The following is a 20,532-nucleotide window of genomic DNA, read 5'->3' on the forward strand; positions in this document are numbered from 1 at the left end:
TCAGGCGGCGTGCGTGACCGCCTCCTGGTCGCGCCGCCCGGCGGTGAACCACAGCAGCAGCGCGAAGACCGCGCCCACGACGCTGGTGACGCCGAAGAACCACATCATGGGCGCATAGCCTGCCGGGTTGGCGGCGCTGGCGCTGTACTGGTCGTTCAGCCAGCCCGCCACCAGGTTGGCGGCGCCGATGCCCGCGTTCTGCACCACCCACATCAGGCCGATGGCCGTGCCGAAGCGGTTGGGCGCGACCAGGCGGCTGGTCAGCGGCCACATGACGGCCGGCACCAGCGAGTAGCTGATGCCGATCAGTGCCGTCGGCACCCACAAGCTGGCGGGCGTCAGCGCCATGACGGCCAGCGCCACCGGCAGCAGGAAGGCGCCGAAGGCCAGGAAGGGCGCGTAGCGGCCCACGCGGTCGCACAGCCAGCCGAAGGCCGGCGTGGCGAACACGGCCGCCAGGAACACATAGCTGTTCATCTCGCCGGCGGTGGCCAGATCCAGCCCGTGCGTGTGCTGGAAATATTTGATCGAGAAGGTGCTGCGAAACGCCAGGATGACGGAGTACCACAGCACGCACAGCGTCAGCAGGTACCAGTAGGCCTTGCCGAAGTGCAGCAGGTCGCGCCAGACGAAGCCCTCGGCCGACTTGCCGGTGGGCAGCAGGCCGGCGCGGCGTGGCCCGCGGTCCACCCACCAGTAGGCCAGCGACGCCGCGAACGACGTGGCGGCGATGACGGCCGCGATGACCAGCGGCGGCTGCCAGCCCTGCGCGTAGGCGTCGGCGAACCAGGTGGGCGACATGTCGGCGCCGTAGGAGCCCAGGCGCCCGATGGCCAGCTCCAGTCCCATGGCCAGCGCCAGGCCGCGGCCGCCGAAATAGTCCGCCACGGCGGCCAGCGTCGCGATGTTGAAGGTCTCCGCGCCGATGCCGTACAGCAGCCGGCCGGCGGCCATGCCGGTGAAGTTGGGGCTGAAGGCCGTCAGCGCCGCGCCTAAAGCGCAGATGCCCGCCGTGACCAGCGTCATGCGCGCCGCGCCGAAGCGGTCCACCAGCACGCCGCCGACCAGGATCAGCACGACGTTGGGCAGGTTGTAGATCGCGTTCAGCAGGCCCACCTGCGTGTCGCTGAAGCCGCGCTGCTGCTGCAGCAGGTCGGCTACCGGGCCGATGGAGTCGTAGACGTAGAAGTTGCCGAACAGCGAGATCGCCACCAGCACGCCGACGATCCAGGCCGTCGTGCGCGCCGGCTGCGCGCCGGCCGCCCCTTGCAGCACGCCGCTCACTTGGCCAGCAGCGCTTTCACGGCCGCCTCCAACTGCTGGTCGTCGCCGGCGTCGAGCTTGGCCTTGTCGTTGGGCACGACGATGTCCGGCGTGATCAGCGCGCGCTCCATGAAGTCGCCGTTCTTGGCGCGGAAGCCCACCTGCGGGATGCCGAACACCGTGGCGCCGTCCTGCATGGTCTCCCACCAGACGGCCGTGCCGGTGCCGGCCACCGGCATGCCGATCAGCTTGCCGATGCCCAGATGCTTGTACGTCCACGGGAACAGGTGCGCGTCGGAGTAGTTGCTCTCGCTGATCAGCACGGCGGACGGCTTGACCCATTTGCCGATGGGCTCCCAGCCCAGGCCTTGGCCGCGCGGCAAAAACTCCAGGTAGGGCTTGCCGGCCAGGAAGGTCGCCAGCTCATCGTGCAGGTTGCCGCCGCCGTTGAAGCGGGTGTCGACGATCAGCGCCTCCTTGCCGCTGGCGCGGCCCAGCGCGTCGGCGTAGGTCTGGCGGAAGCTCGCATCGTTCATGCCGCGCACGTGCACATAGCCCAGGCGGCCGCCGGACAGCTTGTCCACCAGCGCGCGCTGCTGGCGCACCCAGCGTTTGTAGAGCAGCTCGCGCTCGGCGCCGATGCTGATGGCCTTGGCCGTCTCCTCGAAGCGCTTGCCCGTGGCCGGATCCAGCACCTCCAGCACGACTTGCTTGCCGGCCTTCAGGTTCAGCAGCGAGTCGAACTCGGCGCCTGCCGCGATGGCCTCGCCGTCGATGGACTCGATGACCATGCCGGCTTTCAGCTTGCTCAGCGCCGTGTCCAGCGGGCCGCCCTCGATGACCTCGCCGACCTTGACGCCCGCGCCCTGGTGGGCCGGGTCGTAGAAGACGCCCAGCGCGGCCGTCGCGTCGCCGCGCGGGCTGGGGCGGTAGCTGCTGCCGGTGTGCGAGACATTGAGCTCGCCCAGCATCTCGCTGAGCAGCTCGGCGAAGTCCACGCCGTCGGCCACGAAGGGCAGCTGGCGCTCGTAGACCTTGCGGTAGTAGGCCCAGTCCACGCCGCCCATGTCGGACACGTAGAGCTTTTCCTGCGTCTGGCGCCAGGCGTGGTCGAACATCTGCGCCCGTTCGGCCGCGTGGTCGATGCGCAGCTCGGCGCTGAACTTCAGCGGCTCGGCCTTCACGTCGCCCTTGCCGTCGTCGCCGGGCACCTTGAACTTCTGCACCCGCCCGGCCGCCATCACGAAGCCGGTGGCGCCCTTGGCGTCCAGCGCGATGCCGACGTCGCTGCCGCGGCCAGCCGGCAGGGACGCCACGCGGCGGCTTTCCTTGTCGCGCAGCCGGGCCTGCCAGACCTCATAGCCCTCGCCGGCCTTGACGACGTAGAACAGCTGCTCGCCGTCGGGCGTCAGGGCGAAGTCCTTGATGTCCCCCGAGGTCTGCGTCAGCCGCGCGATGCGGTTCTCCAGGCCGGCCATCTCGATGACGACCGGCTTGGCCGGCTCCTCGGGCTTCTTGTCGTCCTTCTTCTCGTCCTTCTTGTCGGCGTCCTTCTTGTCGCCGTCTTTCTTTTCTTCCTTCTTGTCGTCCTTCTTCGCCGCGTCCTTCTTCTCGTCCTCCTCGCGCTTCTTCAGCTGCGCGTACTCGGCCTTGTCGAGCTGGTAGCGGTCGAAGGCGGCGCGGGTCAGGAACATGCCGTACACATCGGCGTCGGTGCGTGCGCCGCCGCCGTTGCCATGCAGGCCGTGGCTGTCGCTGAGCCAGATCGCCATCTGGCCCTGGCGCGCGAACATCGGCCGCAGGTCCTCGTAGCCGCTGTTGCTCAGGTTGACCAGCTTGCCGCTGCCGTCGGCCGGCACCACGCCCACCTCGCTGCTCCAGCGGTTGCGGTCGACGAACTGCACGATCAGGCGCTTGCCGTCGGGCGCCCAGTCGAACCACTGGTCGCCGTCCTCGTAGGAGTAGTTGAACTCGCTGGACAGCACCTCGCGGGTCTTGCCGCTGGCGATGTCCAGCACGTGCAGCGCCGCGCGGTCGCGCAGGTAGGCCACCTGCTTGCCGTCGGGCGAGTAGCGCGGCTGGAAGTTCTGGTGCTCGTTCTTCAGCAGGACCTTGGTGCTCACGCGCGGTGCGTTGAAGAAGCTGGGCACCGCCTTCTTGTCGCCCTGGAGGGCCGCCTCGCACAGGCTCCACTGGCCGTTCTGCTCGCAGGCGTACAGCAGCTTGCGGCCGTCGGGGCTGAAGCTGACCGAACGCTTCTGGCCCGGCCCTTCGGTGATGCGGCGCGTGTTGCCGAACTCGGCGGACGCGACGAACACCTGGCCGCGCACGACCAGCGCCACCTCGCTGCCGTCCGGGCTGACCGCCATGTCGGTGGCGCCGTCGGAGAGCTTGAGGTTCTCGACTTTGGGCACCAGCGCATCGGCAGCGATGCTGACGCCGAGCTTCTGCGGCGTGGCGCCGTCGCCGGCCAGCGTGTAGATCTCGCCCTCGTAGCCGAAGGCCAGCGTGCCGTCGGCCGCGGCCGACAGGAAGCGCACCGGGTTCTTCGTGAACTGGGTGATCTGGCGCGCCGCCTCGGGCTGGTTGACGGGCATCTTCCAGACGTTGAAGGAGCCGCTCTTCTCGCTGAGGTAGTAGATGGCCGTCTCGTCGGCCGACCAGACCGGGTTGCGGTTCTCGCCGCCGCTGCTGGTCAGCTTGCGGTGCTGGCCGGTCTTGGCGTCCCACAGCCAGATGTCGCGCGCCACCGGCGAGACATGGTGCTTGCGGAAGGCGTTCTCATAGCCCTTCCAGTCCTCGTAGACGAGCTGCGTGCCGGCCTTGTTGTAGCGGCCGGCCAGCGCCGGTTCGCTGAAGACCTGCTCGGGCCGCTTGCCGCCGGCTATGCCGACCTTGTAGAGCTCACCCAGGGCCGGCGACGGGAAGGCCAGGCTGGTGCGCGTGTCCTGGCGCTGGGCCGAGAACAGCACCGACTTGCCGTCCGGCGTGAAGGCGATGGGCAGCTCGCCGGCGGAGTGCGTGGTCAAGCGGCGCGACGGGCCGCCGTCGGCGGCGACCAGGAAGACGTCGTCGTTGCCGTAGACATTGGCCGCATAGGCCAGCAGCTTGCCGTCGGGCGACCACACGGGCGCCGAGCTGTGGTGGCCGCTGGCCACCAGCAGCCGCGCCGTGCCGCCCGCGGCGGGCACGAGGTAGAGGTTGCCCTGGAAGGTGAAGGCGATCTGCCGGCCGTCCGGGGACATGCTGGACTGGCGCAGCCACAGCGGCTGAGTCACTGGGCCGAGCGGCGCGCCGGCAGCAGCCTGCGCCTGGCATGTGGGGAAAGCCAGGGCCAGCGCCAGTGCGGCGCCTGCGAGTTTGAGTCTCATGGCAGTGCAGGGAATGACTGAAGCCGGCGAGTCTAAGAGCCGCCCCCTGCCGAGCCCAAAGTCACTGACCTGGGGTCAACCCAGGCGTCGGTGCCCCAGCGCGGGCAGCTGCTGGCGCACCTGGGCCAGCCGCGCCGGGTCGATGTCGGCGCAGACGACGCCCTCGCCCTCGGGCAGCACGCCCAGCACCTCGCCCCAGGGGTCCACGATCATGCTGTGGCCCCAGGTGCGGCGGCCGTTCTCGTGCCTGCCGCCCTGGGCCGGCGCGATGACGTAGCACTGGTTCTCCACCGCGCGGGCGCGCAGCAGCAGCTCCCAGTGCGCCTGGCCGGTCGTGTAGGTGAACGCGGCGGGCACGGCGATCAGCTCGCAGGGGTTGTAGCTGCGGTACAGCTCGGGGAAGCGCAGGTCGTAGCAGACCGACAGGCCCGTGCGCACGCCTTCGGCGTCGAAACGGGTGGGCTGGCTGCCGGCCTCCAGCACGCGCGCCTCGTCGTAGCTTTCACGGCCGTTGTCGTAGGCGAACAGGTGGATCTTGTCGTAGCGGGCCACGCAGTCGCCGGTGGGCGAGAACACCAGCGTCGTGTTGCGCACGCGGTCGGGCGTCTCGGCCTTCATCGGCAGCGTGCCGCCGATGATCCACAGCTTGAGCTCGCGGGCCGCGCGCGCCAGCATGGCCTGGATGGGCCCCTGGCCCGGCGTCTCGGCATAGGCCAGCTTGTCGCTGTCCTGGTGGCCCATCAGGCAGAAGTACTCTGGCAGCGCGGCGAGGTGGGCGCCTTGAGCGGCGGCCGATTCGAGCAGGCGGCGCGCGGCGAGGAGGTTGGCGCCCAGGTCGGGGCCGGAGACCATTTGGCAGGCAGCGATCTTCATGCGCCGGATGCTAGCGCTGTGACGAGTCGGTCGACGTCGGCCTCGTCGTTCAACCATGACAGCGACGCGCGCACGACGCCGGCCAGGCCGCGGGCCTGCATGTCCCGCGGCGTGTAGGCCGGACCATTGGCGCCCACGCGGACGCCTTGCGCCGCCAGCCGTGCCTTCACGTCACCGGCGGCCTCGCCATCGACCGTGAAGCTGACCAGCCCCGAGCGCGGCCCGGTGCCGAGGTCGCGCACCTGCACGCCGGGCAGGGTGCTCAGCCGCTCGCGCAGCAGCGCGGCAAGCGCCTGCACGCGAGCGGCGATGCGGTCGACGCCGAGTGCCAGCGCCTCCGCCAGCGCCACGCCCAAGGCCAGTTGCAGGGCCACCGGCTGCTCCGAGGTCTCGAAGCGCCGCGCGTCGTCGCGCAGGCCGGCCTGCCACGGCGCGGACTGCACATCCACCCAGGGCGGCTCCAGCCGCTCCAGGAAGCCGCGCCGCACATACAGCAACGCTGTGCCGCGCGGCCCGCGCAGGTGCTTGCGGCCGGCGCCCTTCAGCACGTCGCAGCCCAGCGCTTGCACGTCCACCGGCAGCTGGCCCAGCGCCTGGCCGGCATCGATCAGGTAGGGCACGCCGGCCGCGCGCGCCAGCCGCCCCAGCGCCGCGGCGTCGTTGATGAGGCCGCCATTGGCTGGCAGCCAGGTCAGCGACAGCCAGCGCACGCGAGCGTCCATCAGCGCCGCGCTGGCCTCCACGTCGACACTGCCGTCCGCGCGGCTGGGCAGCACCTCCACCGTCGCCCCGGCCCGCGCGGCGGCACGCTCATAGGTCGCGAGGTTGCCGCCCCATTCCTGGCGGCCGACGAGGATGCGGTCGCCCGCGCGCAGTGGCGCCGTGTGCGTGAAGGCCGACCACACCGCGCCAAAGGCCGCCGAGCCGCTGCCCAGCACCGCCACCTCGTCGCTGCCGGCATTCAGCAGCCGGGCCGCGCTGGCGCGCAGTTGCTGCAGGCGTGGTGCAGCGGCATCGGCGGCGTCCATGGGCCCGACACGGCCTTCGAGCGCGAGGTGGCCCTGCAACGCGGCGAGCACCGCGGCGGACATCACGGACGCGCCCGCATGGTTCAGCAGCAGCGACTCGCCCCAGCCCGGCGTGGCCGCGCGGCCGGCGGCCACCTGCGCGGCGGTGATCACGGCGCCACCTGCACGAGGGCGTCCACCTCCACCGCCGCGCCGGCCGGCAGGCTGGCCACGCCGATGGCGGCGCGCGCATGCCGGCCGCGCTCGCCCAGCGCGGCCACGACGAGGTCCGACGCGCCGTCGGCCACCGTGCTGTGCGCCGTGAAGCCCGGCGCGGCGGCGATGAACACGCCCAGGCGCAGCACCTGGCGCACGCGGCCCAGGTCGCCGCCCACGGCTTCATTCAGCACGGCCAGCAGCTTGAGTGCGGCGACCTCGGCTTCGACGCGCGCCGCGTCGGCATCGAGGCCGGCCCCAAGCCCCGGCGTGCCGATCTGGCCGGCGATGACCAGCAGGCCATCGCCCTCGCGGTGGTGCAGGTAGTTGGCGGCCGGTGCGGCCAGCGCCGGCAGCGTGTGGCCCAGCTCGGCGAGGCGGTCATTCAAGGTGTTCATGGCGTTCAAGGTTGGAGGAGGAGCTTGCCCTGCGTCGTGCGTGACGCGAGCAGCGCATGGGCGCGGGCCGCGTCGGCCAGCGGGAACTCGGCGTGGATGCGCAGCTGCACCGCACCGCTCAGCAGCGCGTCGAACACGGTGGCGGCGCGCGCGCGGCGCTTGCCGGCGTCGGGCAGGAAATGCGGCAGCACGGGCCGCGTCAGCGTCAGGCTCTTCTTCTGCAGCGCCAGCACGTCCACGGGCTCGGGCTGTCCGCTCGCCGCGCCGAACAGCACCAGGTGGCCGCCCACGCGCAGCGTATCCAGGCTGCCGGCCAACGTCGTGCGGCCGACCGAGTCGAAGACGACCGCCACGCCGCGCGCGGCCGCGGCCCAGTCGCTGTCGGCCAGCAGCGGCGTGGCGCCCACCGTGCGCAGCCAGTCGGCCTTGGCCGCGCTGGACACGGTGCCGAACACCTTGTGCCCGCGCGCCACCAGCCACTGCACCAGCCAGCCGCCCACGCCGCCGGCCGCGGCATGCACCAGCACCGGCTCACCCGGCGGCAGGCGCGCGACGTCGTCCAGCAGCATCGCCGCCGTCAGCCCCTGCTCCAGCGCCGCGGCGGCGTCGCGCAGCGGCAGCGCGTCGGGCACCGGCACGAGGTGGTCGACGGGCACGGCCAGGTGCGTCGCATAGGCGCCCTGCACGCCGGTCGTGAACGCGACGCGCGCGCCGACGGCGAAGCCCTGGCCGGGCGCGATGTCGACGATCTCGCCCGCGCCCTCCAGCCCCAGCCGCCAGGGCAGCGAGATGCCGGGGTAGCGGCCCTCGCGCTGGTACAGGTCGACGAAGTTGACGCCGGCGAACGCGAGGCGCACGACGGCCTGGCCGGCCGCGGCGGCGGGCGGCGGCAGCTCGCGCGGGCTCAGCACCTCAGGGCCGCCGAACTGCTCGATGACGATGGCTTGTGTGGGCATGGGGATCCAGCTCTCCGGTAACGTCGCGCCACTGTCGGCCCCGCGCGCCAGGCGCGCCAGCGAGGCCTTCGCACACCTGCTTTGCGTTTTTCTCACATGCCCACCCGCGACCGCCTGCCGCCGCTGTTCTCCCTGCAAGCCTTCGAGGCGGCCGCGCGGCTGGGCAACTTCAGCCGTGCCGCCCGGGAGCTGCACCTGACGCCCGGCGCCATCAGCCGCCAGGTGCGCCAGCTGGAGGACTGGTGCGGCCAGACGCTGTTCGAGCGCGTCGGCAACGCGATGCGGCTGACGGCCGAGGGCCAGGAGCTGCTGGCGCGGCTGGGCGGGCCGCTGGCGGCGCTGCACGAGGCCGTCTACCCCGAGCCGGCCGATGTGCGCACGACGTTGCAGGTCGCGACGCTGGGCTCGCTGGCTCGGGCGTGGTTGCTGCCGCGGCTGAGCCGCTTCATCGCGCAGGCGCCCACGGTGCGCCTCATCGTGCAGACCGACTACGCGCTGGTGCGGCCGCCGCCGCGCGTGGCGCTGGTCGCGCTGCGCCACGGCCGGCCCGAGGACGGCGGCGAGCGGCTGTTCGACGACCGGCTGCTGGCCGTGGCCGCGCCCACGGTGGCGGCCGAGCTGGGCCGCGACGCCGCGCGCTGGCCGGCCGCGCGCCTGCTCAGCCATGTGACGGGCGACGCGCCGTTGTGGCTGGCCGCGGCCGGCGCGACGGCGGCGCCGGAGGGCCCGGCCTTCAACGATGCCGGCCTGACGCTGGACGCGGCCGAGGCGGGCCTGGGTGTCGCCGTCACGCGGTTGTCGCTGGCGCTGCCGCGGCTGCGCGCGGGCACGCTGGTGCAGGCGCACGAGCTGCTGCTGCCGTCGCCGCGTGCCAACCTGCTGGTCGTGCGCGAGGACGCGGCGGCGCTGCCGGTGGTGCGGCGCTTTGCCGACTGGGTGCGCGCCGAGGCCCGCGTCACGGCCGCCGACTTGAAGGCCTACGCGCCGGCCTGAACTGCGTGGCATGAACCAGGCCGGACTGTTCGATGACCTGCCGCCGTCGCCGGGGGCGCTGCCAGCGGGGCTGCGCTACGAGACGGGTTGGCTGTCCGTGGCCGACGAAGCCGCGCTGATCGCGCTGATCAGGCAGCTGCCGCTGCAGCAGGCCAGCTACAAGGGCTACGTGGCGCGCCGCCGCGTCGTCAGCTATGGCGGGCAGTTCGATGACGACAGCAACGCCTTGCTGCCGTCCGCGGCGCTGGTCGAGGAATTGCATCCGCTGCGCGAACGTGTCGCGCGCTGGGCCGGCGTGGCGCCGGATGGCCTGGTGCATGTGCTGGTGGCCGAGTACGCGCCCGGCACGCCGCTGGGCTGGCACCGCGACGTGCCGGACTTCGAGGACGTCTTCGGCGTGTCGCTGGGCAGCGATGCGCTGCTGCGCTTTCGGCCCTATCCGCCGCAGCAGCCGCGGCGCGAAGACATCGTCAGGTTGCGCGCCGAGCCGCGGTCCATCTACGCGCTGCGCGGCGAGGCGCGCTGGGGCTGGCAGCACAGCGTCGCGCCGGTGGATGCGCTGCGCTGGTCGGTCACGTTCAGGACGGCGCGGTCGGCGCGCTAGGGTGCGCTGGCCGCCTTGGCGGCCGGCCCGTCGACCTTCTCCACCTTGGGGTCGTCCCAGGTGCCGGTGATGTGGAACTCGCGCGTGCTCGCCGCGGCCACCGGGCGGCTCAGGATGAGCTGGGCCAGGAAGGCGCCCAGCGCGATGGCCGGGTTGATGGCCGCGTAGGCCAGCGACGCGCCGCCGGCTGACACCTCGGGCACGACCACCACGCGCAGCTTCTGCGTCTCGGCCGCCAGGTCGGTGCTGCCGTCCACCAGCACGGCCGCCTGCAGGCCGCGGATGCGGATGTTGTCGCTGCGCGCCACGCCGGCGGCGATCTTCACGTCGCCGGTCACGCCGTCGAAGGTGAAGCCCTCGGCGAACACGTCGCGGAAGTCCAGCAGCAGCCGGCGCGGCAGCGACTGCAGGCTGAGCACGCCCAGCAGCCGGCCGACGCCGGGTTCGGCCTTCATGAAGGTGCCGGTGTCGAGCTGGATGTTCAGCGCGCCGGCCATGCTGGCGTAGTGCGGCGCCAGCGGCGAGCCGTCCCAGCCGACCTGGCCGGCCAGCACACCCTTGCCGCCGCGCAGCACGGGGCTGTCCTTCTGGCCCTGGCCCAGGCGTTCCAGCAGCTTGCCGGCGTCGGCGATGTCCAGCTTCCAGTCCAGCAGCGTGCGGCGGCGGCCGCTGGTGTCGCCCCAGCGTCCGCTGGCGTGCAGCGTCGCGTCGGGCGACTGGATCTGCAGCTTGTCCAGCTTCCAGTCGCGCGACGCCGCCGGCGCCTGGGCCAGCACCTCCAGCCGCCCCAGGCGCTTGCCGCGCAGCTCGAAGTCGTCGACCTCGATGTCCAGCGACGGCAGCGGGCTGCTGCTGGCGCTCGGCTTGCCGGGGTCGATGAGGTCGGTGACGGAGTCGACCTCCTGGCGCGGCAGCGACAGCCGCACGAGGCGCGCCTGCACCGCGTCGATCTGCCCGCCCTTGACGCCCTTGAGCTCGATGCGGCCCGTGATCTGTTCGGAGTCAAGGTTGATGCGCCAGTTCGCGCCGTCGCGCGCAACCACCGCCGTCACGCGGCCGAGCTGGCGGCCGCCCACCTTCAGCGCCTGGCTGCGCAGCCCGATCTGGCTGGGCAGCAGGCCCAGGTCGTCGCCCTCCGCTGGCGTGCCGTTGCCCGGCGCGCCATTGCCACCCGCCAGCGCGCCCAGGCGCTGCTGCCAGGCGTCCAGGTCCAGGCTGGCGACATTGACCTGCAGCAGCACGCCCGAGGCCGGCAGCGCGGGCAGCTTGTCCTGCACGGCCAGCGCGCCGCGCAGCACCTGCGAGCTGGCGCCGGACACATCGCGCTGCAACTGGGCCTGCAGCAGCGGCATCGCGGCCGTGCCCACTTCCAGGCGCAGCTCGTCGCGGCCGGTGCCGGTGGGCGTCATCAGCAGGCGCAGCGGCAGCGTGGCGTCGGCCTCCTTGCGCGCTGGCGCGGGCAGGTCCAGCGCCAGGCCTTGCAGCGAGCTGGTCACGCTGAGCTCGCTCTGCCCCTCCTTGCTGACCGCGAGCTGGAAGCGGTAGGGCGTCTGGCCGCTGGCGGCCTGGGCCAGCCGCGTGACGGCGCCCAGCTCGGTCGCGCGGCGCAGGCCGTCGGCCGTGGCCTGGCCTTGCACGGCGAAGCGCAGGCCGCCGCCGGCCAAGCTGCCACCCTCGATGCCGGCGTCGCCGCCGAGCAGGCGTGCCGTCATGCCGGCCAGCTGCAAGCCCTTGCGGTCGAAGTCCACGCGGCCACGCACGGTGGCCAGCGCCGGCAGCTCGGGCCGCAGCTTCAGGTCCACGCCGCCCAGCTGCAGCTGGCCCTTGAGCGTCGTCTGGCTGACGTCTTCCAGCGGGATGCTGATGCCCAGCTTCAGCGCCACCGGCCCCAGGGCCGTCGTCGTGCTCAGCGCATGGCCCAGCCAGTCGTCCAGCGGCGACGCGCGCACGAAGTGCAGCAGGTCGGCGCCCATGCCGCGGCCTGCGCCGTCCAGCGTCAGCGTGCGGCCGTGGTGCAAGTCCTTGATGCCGCCGTTGACGCCGCTCAACTCGTAGCCCAGCACCTTGGCGCGACCGTCCTTGATCTGCATGCCGGCGCGCTCGAAGATCAGTTCGGCGTCCACGCCTTCAAAAGCCGGCCAGTTGGGGCCGTTGTCGCTGGGCGGCACATAGGCCAGCGTGACGCCTTGCGCATGCGTCGCGACGCGGAAGATGCCGTTGGCGCGCGGCGCGTCGAACGGGAAGTCGCTCAGCTCGCCCTTGATGCGCACGCTGACGTTGCGCGCCTCGCCCCCCAGCACGGCGCGCGACACATAGCTGCGCGTGGCCGGCAGGCGCAGCGGGATGTAGCGCGCCACGCGCGTGGCGTCGACGCGCTGCGCGCGGCCGCTGAGGTCCAGGAAGCCCGGCGTCGTCGCGCCGGCCTGGCGCCGCCAGGTGACGTCGAACTCGCCGCTCAGGTCGGGCGTCTGCAGCTGCAGCTCGCGCAGCTTCAGCTCCACGTCGCCCGGCGTCTTGCCGCCCGCCGGCGGCAGCCGCCAGCTCAGCTGCGTGGCCAGCCGGGTGATGGGCAGCCGCGACTCCTCGAACAGGCCTGGCAGCTCGACCTCGCCGTCGTGCACGGTCAGTTTGGCCGAGCCGCCGAGCTCGCTGGCATCGAGCGTCAGGCTGGCGCCGCGTAGGCCCGGCCGGCCCAGATGGCCTTCCTGCGCGCTGTCCTTGGCAGCGATCGCCAGGCCATCCAGCTGGGCCTTGACGCGGTAGCTGCGCGGCGCGTCCAGCGCGCCCTGCCACTGGCCGGACAGCGCGCTCAGCACGCCCTGCGGCGCCAGTTCGGTCAGCAGCTGGTGCGCGCGCTCGCCCAGCGGCAGGCGCTGAGCGATCTGCGCCATCAGCGCGAAGTCCAGCCGCTGCGCGTTGACCTCGCCGCCCTGCACCGCGTCGTTGGCGCCTAGCTGCAGGCTCACCCCCCAGTCCGAGCGTGGCCAGACGACGCCGTCGCCGCTGACGAAGCCGAGCTGGCGGGCCTGCACGCTGAGCCTGTCCTTGGCACGCGCCAGGTCCAATCGGCCCTCGATGTGGTCCAGGTCCAGCTCCGGCGCGGCGTCCAGCAGCTTCAGCCGCACCGAGCGCAGCGCAAGATCCAGCGTCGCGGCCGTTGGCTGGCCTTCCTTGACGTCGGCCCAGGCGCGCACGGCGCCGTCGCCTTCGCTGAGCTGGAAGGGCAGGTCGACATGGCGGCGCAGCTGGCTCAGGTCGGCGCGCGGCAGCTCGGCGTAGACCTGGCCGCTCCAGTGCTGGAACTCGCCTGGCCGCTTCAGCAGGGACTGGCGGAATTGCCCGCGCACGCTGAAGCGCTGGCCCCAGTCGGCCGGCGGCGTCGCGTCCAGCCGCAGCTGGTGGCGGCGCAGGCCGTTGCGCATGATGAAGTTCAGCTCGGTCAGCTCCAGCGGCCGCGCGTCGGCGCGTTTTTCGTCCACCCAGCGCACGCGGCCGTGCACGATGGCGAGCTCCGGCTGGCTGAACAGCCAGTCCAGCCCGGCCTCGGTGGTGCCGGTGTCGGTGCGCTCGGCGTCGTCCAGGCCCATGCCGCCGATGAAGATGCGACCCTGGGCGTCGCGGCGTATGGTCAGCTCCGGCGCGTCCACCAGCAGCTGCGAGAAGCGCGGCTGCAGCACGACGAGGGAATGGGCCGACAGCACGGCCGCGATGCGCGGCAGCTGCAGCGCCGGGCGGCCGGCGGCGTCCAGCACGCGCACGTCGCCCAGCTCCATGCGCGGCATCCAGCCCCCGGACTCGACCGTGATGCGGCCGATGCGCAGTTCTACCCCCAAAGCCTTTGAGGCTTCCTTTTCCAGCCAGGGGCGCCAGTCATTGGCGTGCGGGAGAATGGCCCAGTGCAATACCGCCCAAGCCGCCACCCCCAGAGCCCACAGCAGGGCCAGGACCAGCAGCGCCCAGCGCAAAGCGGTCCAGCACAGGCGCATAGGCCAGCCGGCAACGCGCGAGCAGTGGTGGAGGGCGGCCGAGAAGAAGTCAGACACGTTGTCTTGGGGCACGTGGAGAAGAACCGGCCGGCAGGCAATCTAGCACAGGGTCATGAGCCAACTGTTTCCCGTCGTTGCTGAACACAGCCGCTATGTACAGCGGGTGCGCCGCCGTTATGCGGCCGAGTTGCCGCTGCTTCAACCGGGCCTGCCCGACCGGGCCGTCATCGCGGCGCTGATCGCGACTTTGTCCACGGACCGGCCGCTGGCCAGCGCGTTGCGCGTGGCCCGCCACCTGGTGCTGGAACGCCTGGCCGTGCTGGACATCGAACAGGGCGCCACCGTGGCAGATGTCACGCTGGCGATGACGCACCTGGCCGAGGTCACGCTGGACCTGGCGCTGACCGCCGCCCGCACGGAGCTGGACGCCATCCACGGTGAACCCGTCAACGCCGACGGCCAGGACATCGCCTTCTGGGTGCTGGGCATGGGCAAGCTGGGCGCGCGCGAGCTGAACGTGTCGTCGGACATCGATCTGATCTATGTCTACGAGGACGACGGCGCCACGCACGGTGCCAAGCCGGTCAGCGCGCACGAGTATTTCTCGTCGGTGGCCAAGCGGCTGTACGCGCTGATCGGTGACGTCACCGACGACGGCCAGGTCTTCCGCGTCGATTTGGCGCTGCGCCCCAACGGCAAGAGCGGCCCGCCGGTCGTCAGCCTGGCGATGCTGGAGGAGTATTTCCTCGTGCAAGGCCGCGAGTGGGAGCGTTTTGCCTGGCTGAAGAGCCGCGTCGTCGCGCCGCTGTCCGGCATGGGCGCGCCGGGTGACGCGCGCACGCTGGCACTGCGCAACCTGGTCACGCCCTTCGTCTATCGCCGCTACCTGGACTACGGCGTCTTCGAAGGTCTGCGCCAGCTGCACGGCAAGATCCGCAGCGAGGCCAAGGCGCGCGCCGCCGGCCGCCCCGAGCGCGCCAACGACGTCAAGCTGTCGCGCGGCGGCATCCGCGAGATCGAGTTCATCGTGCAGCTGCTGCAGGTGGTGCGCGGCGGCCAGTTCCCGGAGATCCGCACCCGCTCCACCGTCAAGGCGCTGGCGCAGCTGGCCGCCGGCGGGCTGATGAAGGCTGAGACGGCGGCGAAGCTCAGCGACGCCTACGTCTTCCTGCGCCGCGTGGAGCACCGCATCCAGTTCCTGGACGACCAGCAGACGCATTGCCTGCCGCAGGGCGATGCCGACCTGGCCTGGATCGCCGCGTCCCTGGGGCTGACCTGCAGCCGCGAGGCGTGCGAGCTGTTCGAACAGCTCGGCGAGGTGCGCGAGCTGGTCGCGACCGAGTTCGATGCCTTGCTGCACGAAGGCGGCAGGTCGCCCGGTGGCTGCAAGGGCGGCCAGTGCGGCGGCCCCAAGCCGGCCGTGGACGGCGAAGACTTCCTCAACGGCCTGCCCGCGCCGCTGGCCACCGCCGTGCGCGCGCTGGCCGACAGCCCGCGCGTGCAAGGCCTGCGCGAGGAATCGCGGCAGCGCCTGGCCAAGCTGTTCCAGCGCGCGGCCCAGGCCGTGGCGGCCGACGAATGCTCGCTGGACGCTGCGCTGCGTTTCGTCGACTGGGTCGGCCCGCTGCTGCGCCGCGAGAGCTACCTGGCGCTGCTGGTCGAACGCCCGGCCGTGCAGCAGCGGCTGCTGCGCCTGCTGGGCCTGGCGCGCTGGCCCATGCGCTACCTGATGCAGCACCCGGGCGTCATCGACGAGCTGGCCGACCCGCTGCTGCTGACCGCGCGCTTCGACCGCGAGGCCTTCATCGCCGACCTGCTGGACCGTGAACAGGGCTGGGCGCGCAGCGGCGAGGCCGATGAAGAGGCGCTGCTGGACACGCTGCGCCGCGCCCACCATGCCGAGGTGTTCCGCACGCTGGTGCGCGACGTCGAAGGCCGCATCACCGTCGAGCAGGTGGCCGACGACTTGTCGCTGCTGGCCGACGCGGTGCTGCAGATCGCCATCCAATGGGCCTGGGATCGCTACAAGCCGCGCCACCGCGAGCAGCCGCGCCTGGCCGTCATCGCCTACGGCAAGCTGGGCGGCAAGGAGCTGGGCTACGGCGGCGACCTGGACGTGGTGTTCGTCTTCGACGACGACGACGAGAACGCCAGCGAGATCTACGGCGCCTTCGTGCGCCGCCTCATCACCTGGCTGACGCTGCGCACCGCGGCCGGCGAGCTGTTCGACATCGACACGGCGCTGCGGCCCAACGGCAACTCCGGGTTGCTGGTCACGTCGCTGAGCCACTTCGAGGCCTACCAGACCGGTCGCGGCAGCAACACCGCGTGGACCTGGGAGCACCAGGCCATCACGCGGGCGCGCTTCTGCGCCGGCAATGCCGACCTCGCCGAACGCTGCGAAGGCGTGCGCCGCCAGGTGCTGACGGCGCCGCGCGACGCCCAGGCGCTGAAGACCGAAGTGCAGGCCATGCGCGAGAAGGTGCGCGCGTCGCGGCCGGTGCGTGACGGCCTGTTCGACGTCAAGCACAGCGAGGGCGGCATGATGGACGCGGAGTTCGCGCTGCAGACGCTGGTGCTGGCGCAGGGCGCGGTGCACCCGGAGCTGCTGGACAACGCCGGCAACATCGCGCTGCTGCAGCGGGCCGAGGCCGCCGGCCTGTTGCCCGCCGGCGTGGGCGTGCATGCCGCCAACGCCTACCGCGAGCTGCGCCGCGTGCAGCACAAGGCGAGGCTGGACGAGCAGTCCACCGCGCTGGACGCCGAGGCCGCCGCGCCGCTGGCCGCGCACCGAGACGCCGTGCGCGCGCTATGGCAAGCCGTGTTTGGCTGAGCCTGTGCGCCGCGTTCGCGGTGCTGTCCCTGCTGGCCTGGCCGCTGCCGCGTGAGACGCTGGACTGGCAGCCCGGGCTGGTCGCGTCGCAGCCCTGGCGCGCCGTCACCGCCGCCTTTGTCCACTGGACGCCCCTGCACCTGGCCGCCAACCTGGCCGGCTGCGCCGTCATCGCGCTGCTGGGCTGGCGTGCGGCGCTGGGCCGGCGCGAAGCCCTGGCCGGCCTGATCGCGCTGCCGCTGACGCAGCTGGGCCTGCTGCTGCGCCCCGAGCTGCTGCGCTATGCGGGCCTGTCCGGCGTGCTGCACGCGCTTGTCGCGGTCGCGGCGCTGACGCTGTGCGTGCGCGGCGGCCGGCAGCGTGCCATCGGTGCGGCCGTCGCCATCGGCCTCGTCATCAAGCTCGCGCTTGAGCAACCGCTAGGCCCCGTGCTGCGCGCCACACCCGGCTTCGACTTCCCCGTCGCCCCCCTGGCCCATCTGTGCGGCGCACTGGCCGGCGCCCTGGCCTGGGGCCTGACAATGCGTCTATCCAAGAACACCTAGAGGCCCGTATGGGACGTGAAGCCATTTGCACCGCCCGCGTGGGCACCGAGACCGCGGAGGTCACGGCCCTGCTCGAATCGACCACCGTCGTGCTGCGTGGCGAGATCAAGCGCAAGTGGGAGATCGCCGCGCTGCAGAACCTGCGCGTGGACGGCGAGGACCTGCGCTTCGAGATCGGCGACGAGGCCGTCGCGCTGGTGCTGGGCGAGAAGGAAGCTGCCAAGTGGTTGAAGAAGCTGCAGACGCCGCCGCCCACTCTGGCCGCCAAGCTGGGCGTCAGCGCCGAGAACCCGGCGCTGCTGATCGGCCCCACGGTCGGCCCGCTGGACCCGGCGCTGGCCGAGGCGCTGGCCGGCGGCATCACGACCAATGTGCGCGAGGCGCGCATGCTGGTGGCCGTGCTGAGCAACCCGTCCGAGCTGCCGCGCATGGCCGAGTTCCATGCCGACATGATCTGTAAGACGGTCTGGGTCGTGCACCCCAAGGGCCCGGAGGCCAGCCCGTCGGATGCCGAGGTGCGCCTGGCCATGCGCAACTGGGGCTATGTGGACAACAAGACCAGTGCCGTGTCGGACCGGTTGACGGCGACGCGCTATGTGCTGACCCAGCCGCCGGCCAAGAAGCGCGTGCGCAACCGCTGAGTCGCTAGATGACGTTGGCCTCGATCAGAGGCCGGCCGTCCAGCAGCCGCTGCGGCGTCAGCGCGGCGATCAGCGGCGCGTCCAGCCCCGCGATCAGCCGCGCCATCGCATGGCCCACGGCCGGCGACTGCTGCATGCCGTGGCCCGAGAAGCCGCAGGCCGTGAAGGCGTTGGCCCAGCCCGGCAGGCGGCCCGCGAGGCCGTTGTGGTCGAAGGCATTCATCTCGTAGTAGCCGGCCCAGGCCGAGCGCACGCGCAGCGCCTCCAGCGCCGGCACGCGGGCGGCGAGCGTGGGCCACAGCAACTCGTCGAACAGGCCGTGGTCGATCCGGTCCAGCGGCACGTCGTCGGGGTCGTCGTCGCGCGGCGGACCGCCGGCCAGGATCAATGAACCTTCGGTGCGGAACCAGAAGCCGCTGGGGTCGATGACCAGCGGGCAGCCGGGCAGGGCGGCCGGCGTCTCCAGCACGAAGACGTCGCGCTTCTTCGCGCTGACCGGCAGCGCGATGCCCAGCGCCCGGCCGAGCGGCGCGCTCCAGGCGCCGGCCGCGATGACAAAGGCGTCGCCGCCGAGGCGTGAGCCATCGGTGCAGTGCACGGCGGTCACGCGGTCGCCGGCGGTCGCCAGGCCCAGCGCCTCGGCCGCGACGAAGCGAACACCGCAGGCCATGGCCTTGCGCCGGAAGGCGCGGTGCAGCGCCGGGCCGTCGAACCAGCCCTCACCGCTCAGGCCCAGCGAGCCCAGCGCCAGATCGCCCACCGCGAGCCAGGGGAAGCGCTGCGTCAGCTCGGCCGGGCTCAGCAGCGCCACGTCCATGCCCTCGCGCCGCTGCGTGGCGTGCGCGGCGCGCAACGTGGCCGCGCCGGCCGGCGTCGCGAGGTAGAGATAGCCCGGCTCGACGAGTCCGATGGCCGGCCGGTCGTCGGCCACGGCCAGTTCTTCTTCGACGCGGCGCAGGAAGGCCATGCTCCAGCGCGACAAGGCCATGTTGACCGGCTGCGAGAACTGCTGGCGGATGGAGCTCAGCGACAGCGAGCTGGACGCCCGTGCATAGGACGGGTCGCGCTCGATGACGGTCACCGTCGCGCCATGGTCGCGGGCCAGGAAGCAGGCGGTCGCGGCGCCCATCACGCCGCCGCCGATGACGGTCACTTCAGACATGCTGGCAGCATAGAGGCCATGACGCCTCCCGCCCGCCAGTCCCACCTTGACCCCCGCGCCGTCTCGCTGCTGCTGCTGTGCTGCCTGTTGTGGGGCATCAACCAGGTGGCCGCCAAGGCGGCGCTGACCGAGATCGGGCCGCTGTGGCAGGCGGGGCTGCGCTCGGCGGTGGCCGGGCTGCTGGTGTGGCTGTGGTCGCTGTCGCGCGGCATCCGTCTGTTCGAGCGCGACGGCAGCCTGGGGGGCGGCGTGCTGGCCGGCGTGCTGTTCGCGGCCGAGTTCGCCTGCATCTTCGTGGGCCTGCAGTACACCAGCGCGTCGCGCATGGTCGTGTTCATCTACCTGTCGCCGTTCGTCGTCGCGCTGGGCATGCCGTGGATCGCCCATGGCGAGAAGCTGTCGGGCAAGCAGTGGGCCGGGCTGGTGCTGGCGTTTGGCGCCGTGGCGTTTGCGTTCGCGGAAGGCTTCACGTCGCCGCACAGCCCGACCCAATGGTGGGGCGACGCGCTGGGCGTGGCCGCCGCCGTGCTGTGGGGCGGCACGACGCTGGCCATCCGTGGCACCAAGCTCAGTTCCGCCGTGGCCGAGAAGACGCTGCTCTACCAGCTGGGCGTGTCGGCCCTGGCGCTGTGCGCCGCCGCCGTGGCTGCCGGCGAGGCGCTGCCGCTGCACTGGTCGCCGCGGCTGCTGGGTTTGTTCGGCTTCCAGGCCATCATCGTGTCCTTCGCCAGCTACCTGGCCTGGTTCTGGCTCATGCGCCACTACGCGGCCACCAAGCTGGCCGTGTTCACGCTCAGCACGCCGCTGTTCGGCCTGCTGGCCGGCGCGCTGCTGCTGGGCGAGGGCATCAGCCCGCGGCTGGTCGCGGCACTGGCCGCGCTCGCAGCGGGCATCGTGCTGGTGAACCGCTGATGTCGCCGGCGCGCCAGGGCCTGTCAGGCGGCCTGCATAGACTGCGCGCTTCAATCAGGAGACACCCATGATCACGCTCTGCGGCATTCCGCTCTCGAACTACTACAACAAGACCAAGCTGACCCTGCTGGAAAAGGGCATCCCGTTCACCGAGGAATACGTGAAGACGCATTCCCATGCCGAGGAGGTGCTGAGCTGCTCGCCGCTGGGCAAGGTGCCCTTCCTGAAGACGCCCCAGGGTTCGCTGTGCGAGAGCCAGGTCATCGTCGACTACCTGGAGGCTGCCTACCCCGACACGCCGCGCCTGATCCCGGCCGACCCCTTCCAGGCCGCCAAGGTGCGCGAACTGATCACCTACGTGGACCTGCACCTGGAGCTGGTCGTGCGCGAGCTGTATGCCGAGGCCTTCTTCGGCGGCCAGGTCAGCGACGGCACCAAGAAGCGCGTCGCCCGCGTGCTGCCCGAGAACATCGCCGCCTTCAAGCGCCTGGCCAAGTTCGGCCCCTACCTGGCCGGCGACACGTTCACGATGGCCGACTGCGCCGGCTGGGTCAGCCTGCCGCTGGTGGGCATGGCGACCAAGATCATCTACGGCGAGGACCTGCTGGCCGCTGGCGGCGTGGACTGGAAGTCCTATGCCAAGCTGATCGGCGAGCGCCCGCATGCGCAGAAGGTGGCGGCGGACCGCAAGGCCGACCAGGAACGCTCGCTGGCTGCCAACCGCGCCTGAAATGGGGCCCCTCGCCCAGTCTCGCCCTGCTGAACGCGGGCG

The 20,532-nt window shown here is 72.0% G+C and carries 15 protein-coding genes; 7 read left to right on the forward strand and 8 right to left on the reverse strand.

Features of this window, described 5'->3' with window-relative positions; translation table 11 throughout:
• The 6 genes from AC1D29_RS15595 to AC1D29_RS15620 form a co-directional block, all read right to left on the reverse strand.
• Nucleotides 1–1,284 (reverse strand): MFS transporter, encoded by a 1,284-nt coding sequence (locus AC1D29_RS15595; protein ID WP_477898923.1) that lies wholly within the window; start codon nt 1,282–1,284, stop codon nt 1–3.
• Nucleotides 1,281–4,634: a S41 family peptidase gene (locus AC1D29_RS15600; RefSeq protein WP_477898925.1), complete on the reverse strand. Its 3,354-nt coding sequence runs from the start codon at nt 4,632–4,634 to the stop codon at nt 1,281–1,283. The genes AC1D29_RS15595 and AC1D29_RS15600 overlap by 4 nt, the downstream gene beginning before the upstream one ends.
• Nucleotides 4,635–4,709: 75 nt before the next feature.
• Entirely contained in the window at nt 4,710–5,507 is a 798-nt protein-coding gene (locus tag AC1D29_RS15605) for a carbon-nitrogen hydrolase family protein (RefSeq protein ID WP_477898927.1), read from the reverse strand.
• Nucleotides 5,504–6,688, reverse strand: a complete 1,185-nt coding sequence (locus tag AC1D29_RS15610) for an aminotransferase class V-fold PLP-dependent enzyme (RefSeq protein WP_477898929.1) — start codon at nt 6,686–6,688, stop codon at nt 5,504–5,506. The genes AC1D29_RS15605 and AC1D29_RS15610 overlap by 4 nt, the downstream gene beginning before the upstream one ends.
• Nucleotides 6,685–7,128, reverse strand: a complete 444-nt coding sequence (locus tag AC1D29_RS15615) for a RidA family protein (RefSeq protein WP_477898931.1) — start codon at nt 7,126–7,128, stop codon at nt 6,685–6,687. Before AC1D29_RS15615 ends, AC1D29_RS15610 begins: the two co-directional genes overlap by 4 nt.
• Nucleotides 7,129–7,133: 5 nt before the next feature.
• Nucleotides 7,134–8,084: a quinone oxidoreductase family protein gene (locus AC1D29_RS15620; RefSeq protein ID WP_477898933.1), complete on the reverse strand. Its 951-nt coding sequence runs from the start codon at nt 8,082–8,084 to the stop codon at nt 7,134–7,136.
• 96 nt (nt 8,085–8,180) lie between these two features.
• On the opposite strand from AC1D29_RS15620, the gene AC1D29_RS15625 reads away from it, so the two are divergent.
• Both AC1D29_RS15625 and AC1D29_RS15630 read left to right on the forward strand, forming a co-directional pair.
• Nucleotides 8,181–9,077, forward strand: a complete 897-nt coding sequence (locus AC1D29_RS15625; protein WP_477898935.1) for a LysR family transcriptional regulator — start codon at nt 8,181–8,183, stop codon at nt 9,075–9,077.
• A gap of 10 nt (nt 9,078–9,087) precedes the next feature.
• Nucleotides 9,088–9,681, forward strand: coding sequence for an alpha-ketoglutarate-dependent dioxygenase AlkB (locus tag AC1D29_RS15630; protein ID WP_477898937.1), 594 nt, complete (start codon nt 9,088–9,090; stop codon nt 9,679–9,681).
• Here AC1D29_RS15630 and AC1D29_RS15635 read toward each other — a convergent pair.
• Entirely contained in the window at nt 9,678–13,724 is a 4,047-nt protein-coding gene (locus tag AC1D29_RS15635; RefSeq protein ID WP_477898939.1) for a YhdP family protein, read from the reverse strand. The genes AC1D29_RS15630 and AC1D29_RS15635 overlap by 4 nt on opposite strands.
• Nucleotides 13,725–13,779: 55 nt before the next feature.
• On the opposite strand from AC1D29_RS15635, the gene glnE reads away from it, so the two are divergent.
• Genes glnE through AC1D29_RS15650 form a run of 3 tightly spaced genes read left to right on the forward strand, consistent with a single transcriptional unit; the run spans nt 13,780 to nt 17,686 of the window.
• On the forward strand, nt 13,780–16,500 hold the full coding sequence (gene glnE / locus AC1D29_RS15640; RefSeq protein WP_477898941.1) for a bifunctional [glutamate--ammonia ligase]-adenylyl-L-tyrosine phosphorylase/[glutamate--ammonia-ligase] adenylyltransferase: 2,721 nt from the start codon (nt 13,780–13,782) through the stop codon (nt 16,498–16,500).
• The gene (gene rrtA, locus AC1D29_RS15645; protein WP_477898943.1) at nt 16,479–17,045 is read left to right on the forward strand and encodes a rhombosortase; all 567 of its coding nucleotides are present in this window, start codon (nt 16,479–16,481) and stop codon (nt 17,043–17,045) included. The genes glnE and rrtA overlap by 22 nt, the downstream gene beginning before the upstream one ends.
• A gap of 8 nt (nt 17,046–17,053) precedes the next feature.
• Nucleotides 17,054–17,686: a hypothetical protein gene (locus tag AC1D29_RS15650; protein WP_477898945.1), complete on the forward strand. Its 633-nt coding sequence runs from the start codon at nt 17,054–17,056 to the stop codon at nt 17,684–17,686.
• 4 nt (nt 17,687–17,690) lie between these two features.
• Here the strand turns inward: AC1D29_RS15650 and AC1D29_RS15655 are convergent, their stop codons facing one another.
• Nucleotides 17,691–18,848, reverse strand: a complete 1,158-nt coding sequence (locus tag AC1D29_RS15655) for an NAD(P)/FAD-dependent oxidoreductase (RefSeq protein WP_477898947.1) — start codon at nt 18,846–18,848, stop codon at nt 17,691–17,693.
• Between the two features lie 18 nt (nt 18,849–18,866).
• On the opposite strand from AC1D29_RS15655, the gene AC1D29_RS15660 reads away from it, so the two are divergent.
• The gene (locus AC1D29_RS15660; RefSeq protein WP_477898949.1) at nt 18,867–19,760 is read left to right on the forward strand and encodes a DMT family transporter; all 894 of its coding nucleotides are present in this window, start codon (nt 18,867–18,869) and stop codon (nt 19,758–19,760) included.
• Between the two features lie 67 nt (nt 19,761–19,827).
• On the forward strand, nt 19,828–20,490 hold the full coding sequence (locus AC1D29_RS15665; protein WP_477898951.1) for a glutathione S-transferase family protein: 663 nt from the start codon (nt 19,828–19,830) through the stop codon (nt 20,488–20,490).
• The last annotated feature ends 42 nt before the right edge of the window (nt 20,491–20,532 follow it).

It is taken from the genome of Roseateles sp. P1_C6 (genome assembly GCF_056406315.1).